General features: G+C 41.3%; 12 protein-coding genes. 8 read left to right on the forward strand and 4 right to left on the reverse strand.

Annotation, left to right across the window (positions count from 1 at the left end):
* Positions 1-286: 286 nt before the first annotated feature.
* A complete protein-coding gene (locus HMPREF0106_RS15465; protein ID WP_032851227.1) occupies positions 287-1,279 on the reverse strand; it encodes a FecR family protein in 993 nt (330 codons plus the stop codon).
* Between the two features lie 164 nt (positions 1,280-1,443).
* Here HMPREF0106_RS15465 and HMPREF0106_RS15460 point away from each other — a divergent pair, with 164 nt between their 5' ends.
* From HMPREF0106_RS15460 to HMPREF0106_RS15435, 6 genes are read left to right on the forward strand one after another with little or no spacing between them, the layout of a single operon-like run.
* Positions 1,444-2,052, forward strand: coding sequence for an RNA polymerase sigma-70 factor (locus HMPREF0106_RS15460; protein WP_008640553.1), 609 nt, complete (start codon positions 1,444-1,446; stop codon positions 2,050-2,052).
* Positions 2,049-2,675: a YhcH/YjgK/YiaL family protein gene (locus HMPREF0106_RS15455; RefSeq protein ID WP_008640554.1), complete on the forward strand. Its 627-nt coding sequence runs from the start codon at positions 2,049-2,051 to the stop codon at positions 2,673-2,675. The genes HMPREF0106_RS15460 and HMPREF0106_RS15455 overlap by 4 nt, the downstream gene beginning before the upstream one ends.
* An 8-nt stretch (positions 2,676-2,683) precedes the next feature.
* Positions 2,684-5,854: a UvrD-helicase domain-containing protein gene (locus HMPREF0106_RS15450; RefSeq protein WP_009039647.1), complete on the forward strand. Its 3,171-nt coding sequence runs from the start codon at positions 2,684-2,686 to the stop codon at positions 5,852-5,854.
* A complete protein-coding gene (locus tag HMPREF0106_RS15445; protein WP_008022191.1) occupies positions 5,851-6,468 on the forward strand; it encodes a radical SAM protein in 618 nt (205 codons plus the stop codon). The genes HMPREF0106_RS15450 and HMPREF0106_RS15445 overlap by 4 nt, the downstream gene beginning before the upstream one ends.
* Before the next feature lie 4 nt (positions 6,469-6,472).
* Positions 6,473-7,294: an energy transducer TonB gene (locus tag HMPREF0106_RS15440; protein ID WP_409012588.1), complete on the forward strand. Its 822-nt coding sequence runs from the start codon at positions 6,473-6,475 to the stop codon at positions 7,292-7,294.
* 29 nt (positions 7,295-7,323) lie between these two features.
* Complete coding sequence (locus tag HMPREF0106_RS15435) at positions 7,324-10,203, forward strand: PD-(D/E)XK nuclease family protein (protein WP_009039648.1); 2,880 nt, start codon at positions 7,324-7,326, stop codon at positions 10,201-10,203.
* A 147-nt stretch (positions 10,204-10,350) separates the two neighbouring features.
* Here the strand turns inward: HMPREF0106_RS15435 and HMPREF0106_RS15430 are convergent, their stop codons facing one another.
* Positions 10,351-11,484 carry a hybrid sensor histidine kinase/response regulator gene (locus HMPREF0106_RS15430; RefSeq protein WP_008017655.1) on the reverse strand — a complete coding sequence of 378 codons (1,134 nt, stop codon included), beginning with the start codon at positions 11,482-11,484 and terminating at the stop codon, positions 10,351-10,353.
* Between the two features lie 19 nt (positions 11,485-11,503).
* The gene (locus HMPREF0106_RS15425) at positions 11,504-12,433 is read right to left on the reverse strand and encodes a UDP-glucuronic acid decarboxylase family protein (protein WP_004300450.1); all 930 of its coding nucleotides are present in this window, start codon (positions 12,431-12,433) and stop codon (positions 11,504-11,506) included.
* A gap of 200 nt (positions 12,434-12,633) precedes the next feature.
* Between HMPREF0106_RS15425 and HMPREF0106_RS15420 the strand changes: the two genes are divergently transcribed.
* Both HMPREF0106_RS15420 and HMPREF0106_RS15415 read left to right on the forward strand, forming a co-directional pair.
* Entirely contained in the window at positions 12,634-13,593 is a 960-nt protein-coding gene (locus HMPREF0106_RS15420) for a hypothetical protein (RefSeq protein ID WP_009039649.1), read from the forward strand.
* 236 nt (positions 13,594-13,829) lie between these two features.
* Positions 13,830-14,789, forward strand: a complete 960-nt coding sequence (locus HMPREF0106_RS15415; protein ID WP_009039650.1) for a hypothetical protein — start codon at positions 13,830-13,832, stop codon at positions 14,787-14,789.
* 99 nt (positions 14,790-14,888) lie between these two features.
* Here the strand turns inward: HMPREF0106_RS15415 and HMPREF0106_RS15410 are convergent, their stop codons facing one another.
* On the reverse strand, positions 14,889-18,116 hold the full coding sequence (locus HMPREF0106_RS15410; protein ID WP_009039651.1) for a fimbrial protein: 3,228 nt from the start codon (positions 18,114-18,116) through the stop codon (positions 14,889-14,891).
* Between the last annotated feature and the right edge of the window lie 36 nt (positions 18,117-18,152).

Consider the following 18,152-nt stretch of genomic DNA (forward strand, 5'->3'; position numbering starts at 1 on the left):
AATAGAGACTCTAAAAAAGAGACTATTTACATCTCCTTTTTGTTTTCAGGTTCGCGTTCAGCCAAAAGCACCGATGAAAAGGAACTTTTTAAGTAGACTGAAAGCTGAATGCGGTTTTTAACTAATTCTATTTAGATGGGCTCACCACGGTGAAGTTTGTTCAAAACTGCACCAAAACAAAATTTTCGATCAAACACTTGTTTCTCTAATGATCTAAGAAAGCCATAAAGGAAAGGGGGATTCTTAATGAGTTAAGAATCCCCCTGTAAAAAGACTTATTTATATCTTATTTCTTCATCACCCGAATAATCCGTCCGTCTTTCTTATAAGAAAAATGATTTGTATGCATCAAAACATTCAGTATTTCATCAGCAGTGCTATCAGTAGAGAATTCACCGGTAAACCGTTCTGATTTCAAAGCATCATCCTTATAGATAAATTTAATATCATACAACTTCTCCATAATATTGGTTATTTCCAATAAAGAATGTTGCTTGAATTCCAACTTACCTTTCATCCACAGGAGCACATCCGTAGGCTGGTTATATTCAATCAACTCTGCCTGATAAGTATCCGTATTCACATTCAATGTCTGTCCCGGTTTCAGTAAATAGCCATTCTCTTCCGTTCGTGGAGAATCTACCCGCACCAAACCTTGAAGCAAGGTAGTCACTACCCTATTCTCTTCTTCACGCGCACGCACATTAAATTTCGTACCAAGCACACAAGTCTTGATTTGTTTACTGTTTACGATAAATGGAGCATGTTTATCATGGGAAACCTCGAAATAAGCTTCACCCGACAAATCGATTTGGCGATCCGAACTCCAGAAAGAATTATGATAAACTAATTTAGAAGATGCATTCAGCCATACCCTACTACCATCCGGCAGTACAGTCTGTGCTCTCTGTCCGGCAGCAGTTATCACCTCATAATCTGAAAGTTTATTGGAAAGTAATCCCCAGGCAATTCCACCGGCAAAAACAAGTCCGGTAAGAAAAGCAGCAGCCACAGTAGCATAACGCCCCCAACGGATTGAGATATTTTTCCGTTTAGTATTTCTCTCCTTTTCTCTGATAGCCGACTTAAATTTATCTAATGACGCCTCTGTATCTACAGCATTCATCACCGCTATACGTTCACCTACAAAAAGAGTATAATAAAGTTGCTCTAAAGTTTTCCGATTCCCCGGTTCTTCCTCGCACCAAGTTTCCACCCGGGCAGCTTCTTCATCATTACATTCACCCTGCAGATAATTCAACAAGATAGTTTCATCCATGCTCATTTAACCTTTTTACAATAAAAAAACTATAAAACCTTTGTAGTAATACAGTTGTGAGTACAAATATACTAAACGAAAAAAGAAAAAAATATTTTTTCTCGCATTTTTATTTCATTTATCTACTTCTTTCATTATTTTTGTCTTACATAAATTAAAAGAGAATGCCACAATCTCCGATATATTTGGATATTAATAATAATAAGTCCGTCATCACTGCCTTAAAAGCAGGAGAGGAAAAAGTTTTTGACGTCGTCTACAGACATTATTTCCGTAGGCTATGTGCTTTTTGTTCTCAATACGTAAGTGAGCAGGAAGAAATAGAGGAGATTGTGCAGGAAACAATGATGTGGCTGTGGGAAAACCGTTGTACTCTGATGGAAGATCTGACACTCAAAACTCTTCTTTTTACGATTGTCAAGAACAAAGCCCTCAACCGTCTTTCCCATTTTGAGATTAAACGAAAAGTACATCAGGAAATCGTAGATAAATATGATAGTGAGCTCAATAACCCGGACTTCTATTTGAGTGATGAGCTTTTCCGTCTATATGAAGAAGCATTAAAAAGACTTCCGAAAGAATATCTCGAAGCCTACGAGATGAACCGTAATCAACATCTGACGCATAAAGAAATTGCCGAGAAACTGAATGTATCTCCACAAACGATTAATTACAGAATTGGACAAGCTTTAAAGCTATTACGAGTAGCTTTAAAAGACTATCTACCTTTATTCATACTTATTTTCGGACCTAATTTTTTCGAACAATCATGAAATCAAACTTCGTATTTAGTAGTTCAAGCCTGTTTATCGGACTTTTTCTTTTCTTCTTCACAGAAAATGTATGTTCACAAGAATCTGCTGACAACTGGACTCTTAAACAAGCCCGCCAATGGACACAGAAGCAAGAATGGGCGAACGGGCTGAAGGCAATGCCTCATAAGACAACCGATTATCAGGAGTTTGCCTCACAATATCACAAGAACAAGAAAGTGTGGGACAAGACTTTCCAATGGCTAGCTACCCACGACCTCGTAAATATGCCTGCCGGACGATACGAAGTAGATGGTGAACATTGCTACATCAATGTGCAGGATGCAACAACACAAGATGTCAGTAAACGTAAAATTGAAGCACACCGCCACGGCATCGATTTGCAATATGTAGTAAAAGGTACCGAACGTTTCGGAATTACTTCAGCCGAATATGCGGAGCCTATCACCGAATATAAACCGGATGTTACTTTCTACAAAGCCAAAAAAATAAAATATGTAGATTCCACTCCGGACACATTCTTCATGTTCTTCCCTAAAAACTTCCATCAGGCATTAGTAAAAGCCGGGAAAGAACCGGAAGAGATACGAGTAATCGTTGCTAAAATCGAATATATCCCTTAAACAAAAACATGAGTGAACTTTTAGTCTATAAAGCCTCTGCAGGTTCGGGTAAAACATTTACCCTGGCCGTGGAATACATCAAACTATTAATTTTCAATCCCCGTGCCTACCGGCAAATTCTCGCTGTAACCTTTACCAATAAGGCAACAGCAGAAATGAAGGAACGTATTCTTAGTCAGCTTTACGGCATACAGATAGGTGATAAAGATTCGGAAGCCTATCTCAACCGTATCAAAGAAGAGACAGGAAAAACAGAGCAGGAGATACGGGAAGCGGCAGGCATTGCCCTTAGCTATATGCTGCATGATTACAGCCGGTTCAGGGTAGAGACTATCGACTCATTTTTCCAATCTGTCATGCGTAACCTCGCACGGGAGCTGGAACTTAGTCCGAACCTGAATATCGAGTTAAACAACACCGAAGTTCTTAGTGACGCCGTAGATAGCATGATCGAGAAACTAGGTCCCACTTCCCCTGTCCTCGCATGGTTATTAGACTATATCAATGAGCGAATTGCCGATGATAAACGTTGGAATGTATCAGACGAAGTTAAAAGTTTTGGACGCAATATTTTCGATGAAGGCTATATTGAAAAAGGAGAAGGACTTCGGCAACGACTGCGTAATCCGAACACCATCAAAGAATACCGCAAACAACTGAAAGCTCTGGAAACGGAAATACTGGAGCAAATGAAAGGATTCTACGACCAATTCGAAGGAGAACTAGATGGTCACGCATTAACTGCTGATGATCTGAAAAACGGTTCACGCGGAATCGGAAGTTATTTCCGTAAACTGAATAATGGCGTTTTAAGCAATGATATCCGTAATGCCACAGTAGAGAAATGCTTGGAAGATGCCAAGCACTGGGCAACCAAGACTTCTCCCCGTTATGCGGACATCATCAACCTAGCTAATTCCAGCCTTATACAAATTCTGGAAGATGCTGAAAAGTTGCGTTCCAAGAATAATTTGTTACTGAATAGTTGCCGGTTATCCTTGCAACATCTCAATAAAGTGCAACTTCTCGCCAATATCGACGAAGAAGTACGTCAGTTGAACCACGACAACAACCGTTTTCTGTTGTCAGACACGAACGCCCTGCTTCACCAACTGGTGAAAGACGGTGACTCCTCTTTTGTATTCGAAAAGATAGGGACAAATATCCATAATGTCATGATAGACGAGTTTCAGGATACCAGCCGAATGCAATGGGGCAACTTCAAACTCCTCTTGCTCGAAGGGTTGTCTCAAGGAGCAGACAGTTTGATTGTAGGAGACGTCAAACAGTCCATTTATCGTTGGCGGAATGGTGATTGGGGAATTCTCAACAGCCTGAATGACCACATCGAGCATTTCCCGATCCGCGTCAAGACGTTAGCCACCAATCGGAGAAGTGAAACGAATGTCATCCGGTTTAACAATCGAATCTTCACAGCTGCTGCCAACTATCTGAACGGAGTGTATAAACAGCAATTAGGCAAAGATTGTGAGGATTTGCAAAAAGCCTATGCCGACGTTGTGCAGGAATCTCCCCGAAGTACAGAAAAAGGATATGTAAAAGTCTCTTTTCTCGAACCCGACGAAGAACATGTTTATACCGAACAGACATTAATTAGCTTGGGAGAAGAAGTGCAACATCTCCTCACCTCCGGAGTACAACTGAATGATATAGCCATCCTGGTACGAAAAAATAAAAGCATTCCTCGAATCGCCGACTACTTCGATAAGGAGCTACACTATAAAGTGGTATCAGACGAAGCCTTCCGCCTTGACGCCTCTCTTGCCATTTGTATGATGTTGGATGCACTGCGATTCCTTTCCGATGAAAATAATAAAATAGCACGTGCCCAACTGGCCGTAGCCTATCAAAACGAGGTTTTACAGAAAGGACTGGATTGGAATACTCTCCTACTCCTCCCTGCCGAGAATTATCTTCCCGCCGCTTTTCTTGAAAAGACAAAGGAACTAAGGTTAATGCCTCTCTATGAGCTTTTAGAAGAACTTTTCAGCATATTCGAGATGAATCTTATCAAAGATCAGGATGCTTATTTATTCGCTTTCTTTGATGCGGTGATCGATTATCTGCAAAGCAACTCTTCCGAGCTAGACGGATTCATCCGGTATTGGGACGAAACATTATGCAGTAAAACAATTCCGAGTGGAGAAGTAGAAGGTATCCGGATTTTCTCCATACACAAATCCAAAGGATTGGAATTCCATACCGTACTCCTTCCTTTCTGCGACTGGAAGCTGGAGAATGAAACCAATAATCAGCTTGTATGGTGTGCCCCGCAAACAGCACCATTCAATGCATTGGATATTCTTCCTATTAACTATTCCACCCAAATGGCTGAATCGATTTATGGTAACGACTACCTGCAAGAACGTCTTCAACTTTGGGTGGATAACCTCAATCTACTATACGTTGCTTTTACCCGCGCAGGGAAAAACCTTATTATCTGGAGCAGAAAAAAACAAAAAGGCACCATGTCCGAACTATTGGCAAACACCCTACCGATAGTAGCCCAAGAAGAAGGGATTGACTGGGAAGAAGACTGTTACGAGCAAGGACAACTATGCCCTTCCGAAAAAGAAAGAATCAAGACATCCACAAACAAGCTAACCCAGAAACCAGAGAAACTCCCTATTCGGATGGAATCCATGCGGCATGATATTGAATTTCGTCAGTCCAACCGCTCTGCTGACTTCATTCAGGGCATTGAAGAAGAAGATTCGGACGACCACTTTATCAACCGCGGACGTATGTTACATACTTTATTTTCTGTCATCGAAACAGCAGAAGATATCGATCCAGCCATCGAACGGCTTATTTTTGAAGGAGTTATCAGAAATGACGAGAAAGAAAAAGTGGCTCGTGAAGTTGCAAAGAAAGCTTTTTCTTCTCCTGAAATTCAAGATTGGTATTTCGGAAAATGGACACTCTTTAATGAATGTGCTATTATCTATAAAGAAAAAGGAGTTTTGCAAACCCGTCGTCCGGATCGTGTAATGATGAAAGACGATCAGGTTGTTGTAGTCGATTTCAAGTTTGGTAAGGAAAATCCTAAATATAACAAACAAGTGAAAGGATATATGCAACTTCTTACCAAGATGGGATATAAAAATATCACCGGCTACTTGTGGTATGTGGATGAAGAAAAAATAGAAAAAGTATGAAAGCTGTTCCTCTCATCGGCATTGCCCGCCATCGACTAACGATTGACGGTGAAGGAGTTACAACACTAGTTGCATTTCACGGCTGCCCATTGCGTTGCAAATACTGTCTCAACCCGACATCTTTGCAGCCTAACGGTGTTTGGGAGAGCTATAATTGTAACCAGCTCTACGAGGAAGTACGCAAAGATGAACTTTACTTTTTGGCGAGTTGCGGCGGAGTCACATTTGGAGGTGGAGAACCTTTATTACAAAGCGAATTTATCAGGCAATTCCGCCAACTCTGTGGCCCGGAATGGAGAATCACTGTCGAAACCTCTCTCAATGTTCCGCAACAGAATGTAGAAGAACTGATTTCTATTATAGATAATTACATAATCGACATCAAAGATATGAATAATGACATCTATCAGCGATATACCGGAAAGAATAATGAAAACGTCTTAGGTAATTTACGGTATTTAATCGGGCAAGACAAAACCAAGCAAATCGTTATTCGGACACCACTCATCCCCTCCTATAATACGGAGAAGGATATTGACCAAAGCATAGAACTTCTGAAAGAAATGGGAATTACCCAGTTCGACCGGTTCACTTATAAAACCCCTAATGATTAATGACATGGTACGAGGAAAACAAACTTGCAAAATTTTAAAAGAGATTCGTCGGCAGATAGCTGAAGCGAATGATATTGAATTCATCACCTCTGAATGTCAGTATCAGGGAGACTGTTTGGGCACTTGTCCCAAATGCGAAGCGGAAGTTCGTTATTTGGAGCAGCAGCTTGAACGAAAACAGATAGCGGGAAAAGCAATCACAGTATTAGGCATATCTGCAGGGCTGATAGCCATGACTCCAATGACTTCATGCACTAATTCGGCTAATAAAGGAATGAATAAAGAAGTGTCTAGTGATACAACTTCCTATGAAAATCTCATTATGGGAGAGCCTGTCCCCACTCCGGCAGAAGACACCATCATTGCCTCCATAAAAGATGCACCACCTCCCCCGCCACCAGCGCCAACACCCGATGATGTGCTAGAAGGAGATATTTGTGAAGAACCACCTGTAGTAGTTGGATTTGTTGCCCCCGATATATCAAATACTTCACTGTCGGCTAGTGATACACTGGAAGTAGCTCCGGTTATGCCGGAATTCCCGGGAGGTCAACAAGCATTAATACAATTCCTTGGAAAAAAAATAAAGTATCCGACAGTCGCTCAAGGAGAGATGGGACCACAGGGACGTGTTATTATCCGGTTTGTTGTTGATAAGGAAGGAAATGTAGTCAACCCCAAAGTTGTACGCAGCGTAGATCCTTACTTGGATAAAGAAGCATTGCGCATCATCAACCAAATGCCCAAATGGAAGCCGGGAGAACTGGAAGATGGTACTAAAGTAGCTGTTTATTTCACCGTTCCAGTTATGTTCCGGGCACAATAAATATATGAATTAGAAAAAACTTAATCGATATGCAATCATTTCTCCAACTAGTCGCTCACGATTTATATGCCAAAATAGGGAATGACCTGTCACGTACAGCACTCATTTTCCCCAATAAACGTGCTAACTTGTTTTTCAATGAATATTTGGCAGGAGAATCCGATCAACCGATCTGGTCACCAGCCGCCATGAGTATCAGCGACCTGTTTCAGAAACTATCAGTACAAAAAAGCGGTGACCCTATTCGATTGGTTTGTGAGCTTTATAAAGTATTCAAAGAGGAAACACAGAGTCAGGAAACATTGGATGATTTCTACTTCTGGGGAGAGTTGTTGATTAGTGATTTTGATGATGTGGATAAGAACATGGTTGATGCCGACAAACTATTCAGTAATCTGCAAGATCTGAAGAACCTGATGGACAACTATGAATTCCTCGACAAAGAACAGGAAGAAGCCATTCAACAATTTTTTCAGAATTTCTCCATTGAAAGACGAACCGAACTCAAAGAGAAATTTATTTCCCTTTGGGACAAACTAGGCACTATCTACCATCATTACCGGGAAAACCTGACAGAGCTAGGCATCGCATACGAAGGCATGCTCTACCGGAATGTGATTGAACAACTCGATACCGATCAACTCAAATACGACAAATACATATTTGTCGGTTTCAATGTACTGAACAAAGTAGAAAACGAATTTTTCAGAAAACTGAAAGATGCAGGCAAAGCACTCTTTTATTGGGACTACGATATTTTCTACACCCAACAAATCAGAAAACATGAAGCCGGAGAATTTCTGAAACGTAATCTGGGGGAATTTCCGAACGAACTCCCGGAAAGCTTTTTCGATACCTTCAAAGAACCGAAAAAAATACGTTATATTTCCGCTTCCACCGAGAATGCACAAGCCCGTTTCCTCCCCGAATGGATCAAAATGATTACGGACAATCATTCACAAATCGCTGAAGAAAAGGAAAAAGAAAATGCCGTAGTACTTTGTAATGAAGCCTTGCTGCTTCCCGTACTTCATTCCATTCCGCAGGAAGTGAAGAATGTCAATATCACCATGGGATTCCCATTGGCTCAAACTCCTGTTTACAGTTTTATCAATGCCGCTATGGAGCTACAAACCAACGGTTACCGCTCCGATACCGGCCGATTCACTTACGAAGCGGTATCAGCCATATTGAAACATCCCTATACCCAGCAAATCTCATCCCATGCCGGTCCACTAGAACGCGAACTAACCAAAACAAACCGCTTCTATCCACTTCCATCGGAACTGAAGCAAGATGATTTCCTGACTACCCTCTTCACTCCCCGTAATGGCATTAAAGAGCTATGCGATTATCTGATTGAATTAATCAAAGATATTTCAACCATTTATCGCAAAGAAGGGGAATACAATGATATTTTCAATCAACTTTATAGAGAATCCCTCTTCCGAAGCCATACCAAAATCAACCGTCTCTACAGTTTGATTGAAAGCGGAGAACTAAGTATACGCACCGACACCCTGAAACGACTGATTACCAAAGTATTGACAGCTTCCAATATTCCTTTCCACGGAGAACCCGCTATCGGAATGCAAGTTATGGGAGTACTGGAAACACGTAATCTGGACTTCCGGAATCTCATCATATTATCTCTCAACGAAGGACAACTCCCCAAATCCGGAGGAGAATCTTCTTTTATTCCCTATAACCTCCGGAAAGCTTTTGGCATGACCACTATCGAACATAAGAATGCAGTGTATGCCTACTACTTCTATCGCCTGATACAGCGGGCAGAAAATATCACTCTGCTCTACAATACTTCCTCGGACGGTCTCAACCGTGGAGAAGAGTCCCGCTTCATGCTACAATTACTCGTGGAAGGTCCGCATGATATCACTCGTGAGTATCTGGAAGCCGGACAATCTCCGCAAAGCATCCAAGAGATACAGATAGAAAAAACACCTGAAGTACTAAGACGAATTTATCGTACTTACGATAGCACTAATCCTTCATCGGTAATTCTCTCTCCTTCCGCCCTCAATGCTTATCTTGATTGCCGGTTGAGATTCTATTACCGCTACGTAGCGAGATTAAAAACACCGGATGAAGTCAGTGCAGAAATTGATTCAGCTTTGTTTGGAACCATTTTCCATCTCTCTGCCCAATTAGCATACACCGATCTGACTGCTAATGGAAAAATGATACAGAAAGAAGATATTGAACGCTTATTACGTAATGAAGTAAAGTTGCAAAGCTATGTCGACCAAGCCTTCAAGGAAGAATTATTCAAGGTCGCTCCCGAAGAAAAGCCCGAATATAACGGCATACAGCTTATCAACTCCAAAGTAATTGTTTCCTATCTGAAACAATTACTGCGCAACGACCTTCAATATACTCCTTTTGAAATGGTCGCCATGGAAAAGGAGGTTTCAGAAGAGATAACCATACAGACAGGACAAGGGCCGTTCACTCTCCGCCTGGGTGGGACAATCGACCGTATGGATGCTAAAGAAAGTACCCTGCGGATTGTTGACTACAAAACAGGAGGAAGCCCTAAGATTCCAGCCAACATCGAGCAACTGTTTACGCCATCGGAAACACGCCCGAACTATATCTTCCAGACTTTCCTGTATGCCGCTATCATGAGCCGGAAGCAATCATTAATGGTAGCTCCTGCCCTGCTCTACATTCACCGGGCAGCATCGGAAAGCTATTCGCCTGTTATTGAAATGGGAGAACCCCGCAAACCGAAAATACCAGTAAACAACTTCGCCTTTTTTGAAGATGAATTCCGTGAACGCTTACAGGCATTACTAGAAGAGATCTTTAATGAAAAAGAACCTTTCACGCAGACAGAGGACACTAAAAAGTGTTCGTATTGCGATTTTAAAGCTATCTGCAAGCGATAGATTAAATTAAAAATCCAGGCACGGATTACACAAATCACGGTTTTTCCAATTATCTTAAACCGTGTAATTCCGTGTAATCCGTGCCTGAATAAAATATAAAGAAGTTTCAACGCATCCTTTAACAGAGACAAAAACGCATTGAATCAATTATTTTTCGAGCAATGGAATTGAGAAACTAAATGTAGATCCGTCTCCCTTTTTTGAAGTAAACCACAGTTTACCACCATTCTTGACAACAAAGTCCTGACACAATAATAATCCGAGTCCCGAACCTTCTTCATTATTTGTACCGAAGGTACTGAAATGAGTATCAGTGTGCAACAACTTCTTCTGATTTTCGTCATCAATACCGCAACCACTGTCTTTCACACTTACGATTGCCATACCATCTTCCTCTGTCAGTGACACCACTACTTCCGAACCTTCATTGCTAAACTTGATCGCATTGCTGATTAAATTACGAATCACTGTCTTAATCATGTCAATATCAGCACGAACAGCCACATTTTCTACAGGCACATCTTGTACTATCTTAATATTTTTCAGGCTGGCCACCATCGTAAAGATTTCACTTACGCCCTCTACGACTTCCACCATATTAATATCCTGATAAACCACTTTCAGCTTACCAATCTGGCTCTTCGTCCATTTCAGCAGATTATCAAGCAATGAGAATACATCTTCTGTTGTCTGATTAGCCATCGTTAGCAATTCATACATCTCATCACCGATTGTATCACTCGGCAAATTCAGAATAAGCATATTCAATACCATCTTGATAGATCCCATTGGTGAACGCAAGTCATGTGCAATCACAGAATAGAGTTTGTCGCGTCCCATGATCGTCTTACGCAACTCTTCCGTTTGTGCAACAATGATTCTTTTCGCTGCAACCAACGAAATCTGGTGCGTCACACGAATAATCAATTCTTCTTTATTGAATGGCTTTGAAATAAAGTCATTACCACCCACCTGAAATCCTTTTACGATATCCGCCGTACTGTTTAGAGCAGTCAGGAAGATAATGGGAATTTCAGCCATTTCGGGGTCCGCTTTCATTTGTTGAGCTACCTCAAAGCCACTGATATCCGGCATCATTACATCCAGTAATACAAGATCCGGATTTTCCTTCTTCACTTGTTCCAACGCCTGCGTTCCATTACCGGCAGTCACAATTTTGAATTTTTCGTTAGTCAAAAGTACCTTTAATAAAAGGACGTTTGAAATCACATCGTCCACAATAAGGACTTTATATTCAGAAGGATTAATTTCCATATTCATAATTTTCTTTTTTTATGCTTCAGACATTTTTAAAATATTCAATCATACGCTTCAGCCCCTCTTCAAGTTCAACAGTAGGCTGCCAGCCCAATTTCTCTTTAGCCAATGTAATATCCGGTTGGCGTTGCTTCGGATCATCATCCGGTAAAGACTTAAATACAATCTTCGAAGATGAACCGGTCATACTAATGATCCTTTCCGCCAATTCCAATACCGGAAATTCATTCGGATTCCCCAGGTTTATAGGACCTGTAAACTCGTCCTCCGTATTCATCATTCTTATCATTCCTTCAATCAAATCATCAATATACTGGAAGCTGCGTGTCTGCTTCCCATCACCATATATCGTTATATCTTCATTATTCAACGCTTGAAGAATAAAATTAGAAACAACCCGTCCATCATTCGGCAACATTCGCGGACCATACGTATTAAAAATACGGATAATCTTCACACGCACATTGTTCTGACGGTGATAATCCATAAATAACGTTTCTGCACAACGCTTTCCCTCATCATAGCAAGACCGGTATCCCACCGGATTCACATTTCCCCAATAGCTTTCCGGTTGCGGATGAACGATTGGATCTCCATATACCTCGCTCGTAGAAGCTTGCAGAATCTTGGCATCCAGTCTCATTGCCAATCCCAGCATATTAATAGCTCCCATCACAGATGTTTTGGCAGTTTGAATCGGGTCATGTTGATAATGAATGGGAGATGCCGGACAGGCCAAATTATAGATTTCATCTACTTCAGCCGAATAAGGATAAGTGACATCATGCCTCACCACCTCAAAATGATGATTATCCATCAAGTGAATGATATTATCTTTCGAACCCGTAAAAAAATTATCCAGGCATATCACGTCGTGACCTTCGTTTATAAGCCGTGTACAGAGATGAGAGCCTATAAAACCGGCTCCGCCACTTACCAATATTCTTTTCATTCTAAATATTTCTATTGTTTACTAAAGAGACGCTGTCTCTTCGTTTTGTTTATGGTCACAAATGTAACCGATTTGCTTAAAATAAACAATTTTCGGAGAGGATATTTTAAAAAAAAGAAGATTTAAATAGTTTCAATTTCCGAAACAACTTGCCACTGACAAATGTTTATAATAGAAAAGTATTATTTATTAGAACTATTATGATGACAAATAATCCAAATGCAAACCTCATAGAAGCGATGAAGGAAAAACTTCCGCTCAAAGGGCAACTGGCAGATATGTTAATGGACACGCTATACATAGGAAAAGAGGCAGTATATAGAAGATTGCGCGGTGAAGTACCTTTCACCTTGCAAGAGTCGGCTCTTATTTCAAGAAAACTGGGTATATCGCTAGACAAGATTATAGGACTGAGTTTCAAATCGAACGCCATGTTCAATATAAACATTGTAGATTATGACGACCCGTTCGAGAGTTACTACAATATCCTTGAAAAATATGTCTCGCTGATTAATACGATGCCGGATGACCCGAATTCTGTAATGGGAACTTCCGCCAACATTATTCCACAGACTCTCTATCTGAAACATGAGCTTCTGGCTAAATTCCGTTTATTCAAATGGGTGTACCAGAATAAATATATTGATTGCAAGAGTTTCGAAGAGTTGGATATTCCACCCAAACTGGTCAATATCCAAAAAGACTATGTAGCAATGACACGTCATATTCACTCCATAGACTATATATGGGATAATATGATTTTCCAGCATCTCATCAACGATATCCAATACTTCGCCAGCATCCATCTCATTTCCGACGAAACGAAAGAAGAAATCAAAAAAGAATTATTTTTATTGGCGGACGAACTGGAAGAACTGGCTATCAACGGTAAAACAGCCGACGGCAATCGTGTACGCATCTATGTGTCGAATATCAACTTTGAGGCAACATATAGTTATGTAGACACCAATAACCTGCAACTGAGCCTCATACGTATTTATTCTATCAACTCCATTACCACGATGGACAACGAAATTTTCTGTACCTTGAAAGAATGGATTCAATCTCTGAAAAAGTTCTCCACTTTGATATCCGAAAGCGGCGAAATGCAGCGTATTCAATTCTTCAAGCAACAGCGAGAAATTATTGACGCTCTTTAATTTTATTTTCGCAGATTAGAACTTCAAAAAAAATTAAGTTCCAATAAATGAAAGTAGATAAGAATCTTATCTACTTTTTTTCATTCCCTGTTCCCATCCTACCCACTTGATTCCCAATCAGAAAAAGACCTGCACGCCCATCTCTGTTTTACCACACAAATCTTTCAAACACAAGACGTAATTTTGCATAGAATGTATCACAGAGATTATTAACATTAAAATTAAAGGAACAAACAATGAAAAATGGTATTCTAAACGAATTAATATCTACAATGAGGGAGCGAATTCCTCAAGATATGAATCTGGCCAATACTTTGGCTGACATTTTATGCATGGGAAAGGAAGCTGTCTATCGCAGATTGAGGGGTGAGGTGTCTTTTACAATAGACGAAGTTGCGCTACTTTCTCAAAAACTCGGTATTTCTATCGACCAGATTGTCGGTAGCCATGTATCTAATAAAGTTACTTTCGATCTGAACTTGCTTCATGCTTCCAGTGCGCTGGAAAGTTATTACGAAATAATCAACCGTTATCTGAAAATTTTCGACTATGTGAAAACAGATAATACGACGGAGGTGTATACTGCATCTAATTCCCTGCCCTTTACACTGTATTCTTCCTATGAGAATTTGTCTAAATTCCGTCTTTGCCGATGGATGTATCAGAACGGAGATATCAAGACGCCACATTCTCTGGAAGAGATGTCTGTAGACGATCGGCTCGTCAATGTACATAAGAAGCTGAGTGAAAGTATAAGACAGTGTCCAAAAACGTTTTTCATCTGGGACACAAATATCTTTTATTCTTTTGTGAAAGAGATCAAGTACTTTGCCAGTCTGAATCTGATAAGCAAGGACGATGTCATGCATTTGAAGGAAGAGCTTCTTCAGTTACTTGACGTAGTAGAACATCTGTCCATAAAAGGAGAGTTCAGCGAAAACAAGAAAGTAGCTTTCTATCTGTCCAATATCAGTTTCGAAGCCACTTACAGTTATATCGAGAAACATGATTACCAAGTCAGCCTGCTGCGGGTATATTCTATCAATTCGATGGATTCGCAAAGCTCGTATATTTGCCAGATGCAACGCAATTGGATTCAATCGTTGAAGCGCCACTCTATTCTGGTTTCAGAAAGTGGAGAAGCACAGCGTATCGCTTTTTTACAAAAGCAATTGGAAGTTATCAATACGTTGTAAACAATTGTAGATTTTAGGATATAAAGGAAAGGGGGAAAAGACGAGCTGTATCAGAATGAAGATAAACAACATTCTGATACAGCTCTTTTCTTTTAGCTTTTATTCTATTGTACGCACACAACGATACCAAGCCCAATCTGTGGATTCTCCAGTAGTCCATGCGCCGAATTCACCATTATTATGCCCGACCACCCAATAGCCGCCATCGCGTGAAGTCAATGTCCAATGCACAGCGCTAATCTTCTCGAATCCGCTCCCTGTCCAAGTAGTTGAACTACCGAAACCTTGGTTTTTGATGCTGGTAACGGTTCCTCCCATACTGAGTACCAAATACATCTCACGCTGGGTGGGCAGACGCCAACCACTCCCTTTGCTTTCGCATGCCGCTTTTGCTTCCGACCATGTTTTACCATTACTGCTGGTATTTTCAATCTGAAACTTAGGAGCAATCTTATTCATCGCGTCACTTGTATTCGGAGTTTCACCTGAAGCGAATAACACCGAAGGTTCTGTTCCTCCACCGGCATCGCGGGAGATAATAGTGACCCCCGAGGATTCTACTGTCAGATAAGGGTACTTCTTTCCGCTATTTGCATTATTCCTTACGCAACGGAAATAATTATTATCGCTAACAGGTGCGGAATCCAGATAACCTGCCGACATCTCCATCCAAAAACGGGTAGCGGAGCCTTTAGCCTCATAGTATGATGAAGTCCAGTAATTACCAGTCCAGTTTTGATACCACCCATATATATTCTGGCTATCATGATTATTATAATTCTCCGCATTGCCACCTAAAGCATTTTCATAAGCGAATGACAGCAACAGTTCACTGGCAGTAGGCAGACGCCAACCATCGCCTATATTCCTACAGATATCCTCCGCATCGGCTACATTTTCCAACCGCCCCACGCTTTGTTTCGTTTTGCCTATTTCCTTATAATATAGCCTGTTATCAAACCGAAGCGGATAAAGATAGAAAAGAGGTTCCCCGGCAGTTGTGTAAGATTTGGTTTCGGACACCATCTGAAGGTCAATCGTACGATAAAACGGGAATTCTTCATCCGCAACGGTATGCATTACATTTCTGAACGTAATTCTTATCGTTCCGCTTTTTCCCTCTTTCCACTTGCCGGGGTGAAGCTTCAGCCTAAAATCGTATCCATGGCCAACCACATCATTCCCCTTGCCGTCATCATAGCCTATGATAGACTCAAGATACATCTTGTCGTCCGCATTCTTTCTGCCTATAATTACATCATTATCCGAATCGGTCCGAATTAGTCCGGTACCATCATCGTTCGTTATATTCAATTCCTCAATATCCATAATTTCCCAATTGTTATTGACAAACAATTGCAAGTATTGTTCCGCACCCAGATTGACTTTATAAGTACGGCTATTGACTGTAGTGGGAATATATCGAAATGAGAATTCCAACTCCCCTTGATTGATGGGGAATTGTACATGAGTGAGGTATCCCTCCTTATCGTACAGGCCGAATAAGATGAAGTCCCAACGCCACCACCAGCCTTCACCATCTTCAACAGTACCATCACCCGCTCTTCGCGGATTAGGCTGTATGGTAAACGCCTGCACCCTTTCACTGAACGGTACCGTATTCGTCCTATCTAAGTGCGGAATCAAACCGCCGGTATTATATTGGATCATACTGATATCGTTAGCGTCAAAAAGTTTACCTTCTATCTTATCCACGGAAAACATGACATACACCGTCTGCGGTTCAAGAGGGAGTTCGTCACCATCGGGATTTCTAATCGGGAAAAAAAGACCTCTCTCCAACACATTTCCGTATGCATCGACAAATTTGATAATTCCCGGATCTATCGTATACTGCGTCACTTCAATATTGTGAGTCAAGCGCCCTGCTGTCAACGTAACAGTAGCCTTACGCTCAACACCTATAGTTTCATTATTAAAATAAGGAATCTTCAATTTGAGTTGGGTATCATCGTTCGCAACGCCCGACGCCGCATCGACTCCACCTTCAAATTTGAGCCAGTCGCTCCCTGCAGTAACGGTGGCCTTCCAACCGCCGGGATTGTCAGTAAAAACGTCTATGGCATAACTATTATTCTGGTATTGAGTTACAGCGACCTCCGATTCACCCACTCCGAGCATATATTGCCCATTGTAGACTACATCTTTGACCTTATCACGGTCATAGTGTATCAATCGGAATTTAAGGTTGGACATGACTGTATAAGATGCCAACGCCTCGCTAAAACTTTTATAACCGATTCCCAACGCCTTAGTAATGGTAATGATGTATTTATGGTTTCGCTTCAAGGACAAATATTCCACCTGCTCTCCTGTATTTCCGGTTTTGGTAAAATCCACCCGGTAAAATGTCGATTCGCCCGTACCGATTCTTCCTTTCACAATCAGGCAAGTAGCATTCTTACGGCTCGCTTCTCCATCTTGTCCCACACCACCGGCATCCTCTGCTGCTAGAGATTCAAATGTATAAATCTCCCCATCGTAGGGTGTGTTGCCATTTACGGAGTAAAGAATTGCATCCCCTTCTTCCGTCATTTTACCACTGTTCACAGGGAGAACCGGAGTATCCGGAGCCGGGTCAGTAACCTGCCCGTTCGTGTTCCATGCCGGAGCAATGTATCCGGTGGTATTGTAATTAGCCAGGTAAACCTCTTCGACCGTGAAATTCGAAGTGGCACTGTTATTACGGATATCGATGCGCGCCAGCATACGTTTCATATTTATGCCAGTTATCGGATCCATCGAAGGAGTGATTTTGCTTATTACCTTCTCCCCGTACATCGGAATCCGCGTATACCCATCAGTCGTCGAACCGTCTGCCAGCCATTTGCCGGTCTGGGCGTGGAGCATCTTTTCCATTGCCTCAACCTTGGTGGTCGTTCCCTTCATGAAGCCCGACACAATATTATCAAGTTCCTTATTTGCCACAACCACGATGCAAGTAGATGCGGTAGTGGGAGAAAGCACAGCAGAGAAACTCACAGTGGAATTGTCAGCCAAGTCCTGAGTAACTCCTGTAGCGCTGACGCATTCCAGGTATACCGCCGGTGTTTTTGACATATCAAAAACAAGAATATCCACCGTTTTTATTTCGTCTTCTTTCTTTGCAGTTCCCGCTCCGGTCATCGTACGCGAAGATACGGACGGGAGGTTTACATCGGGAACCGTTAATGTAAACCGGATACCGTTTCCTGCCGGAGAAGGTGTCGATCCTAATTCTTCCTGTACGCATCCGGTAAGCCATACCGTCATCAACAAAACAGACAAAAGATAGCACCTTCTTATGATTGAAATCCCATATTGCATATTTCTATTTCCTTTCCTTAAACTTTAATATTACAT

The organism is Bacteroides sp. D22, assembly GCF_000163675.1.
In the GTDB taxonomy this organism is placed as follows: domain Bacteria; phylum Bacteroidota; class Bacteroidia; order Bacteroidales; family Bacteroidaceae; genus Bacteroides; species Bacteroides xylanisolvens.

Coding starts and splice junctions, on each gene's coding strand:
- HMPREF0106_RS15460 (WP_008640553.1), top strand. CDS start 1,444: ATGCCACAATCTCCGATATATTTGGATATTAATAATAATAAGTCCGTC.
- HMPREF0106_RS15420 (WP_009039649.1), top strand. CDS start 12,634: ATGATGACAAATAATCCAAATGCAAACCTCATAGAAGCGATGAAGGAA.
- HMPREF0106_RS15425 (WP_004300450.1), bottom strand. CDS start 12,433: ATGAAAAGAATATTGGTAAGTGGCGGAGCCGGTTTTATAGGCTCTCAT.
- HMPREF0106_RS15455 (WP_008640554.1), top strand. CDS start 2,049: ATGAAATCAAACTTCGTATTTAGTAGTTCAAGCCTGTTTATCGGACTT.
- HMPREF0106_RS15430 (WP_008017655.1), bottom strand. CDS start 11,484: ATGAATATGGAAATTAATCCTTCTGAATATAAAGTCCTTATTGTGGAC.
- HMPREF0106_RS15440 (WP_409012588.1), top strand. CDS start 6,473: ATGGTACGAGGAAAACAAACTTGCAAAATTTTAAAAGAGATTCGTCGG.
- HMPREF0106_RS15415 (WP_009039650.1), top strand. CDS start 13,830: ATGAAAAATGGTATTCTAAACGAATTAATATCTACAATGAGGGAGCGA.
- HMPREF0106_RS15450 (WP_009039647.1), top strand. CDS start 2,684: ATGAGTGAACTTTTAGTCTATAAAGCCTCTGCAGGTTCGGGTAAAACA.
- HMPREF0106_RS15435 (WP_009039648.1), top strand. CDS start 7,324: ATGCAATCATTTCTCCAACTAGTCGCTCACGATTTATATGCCAAAATA.
- HMPREF0106_RS15410 (WP_009039651.1), bottom strand. CDS start 18,116: ATGCAATATGGGATTTCAATCATAAGAAGGTGCTATCTTTTGTCTGTT.
- HMPREF0106_RS15465 (WP_032851227.1), bottom strand. CDS start 1,279: ATGGATGAAACTATCTTGTTGAATTATCTGCAGGGTGAATGTAATGAT.
- HMPREF0106_RS15445 (WP_008022191.1), top strand. CDS start 5,851: ATGAAAGCTGTTCCTCTCATCGGCATTGCCCGCCATCGACTAACGATT.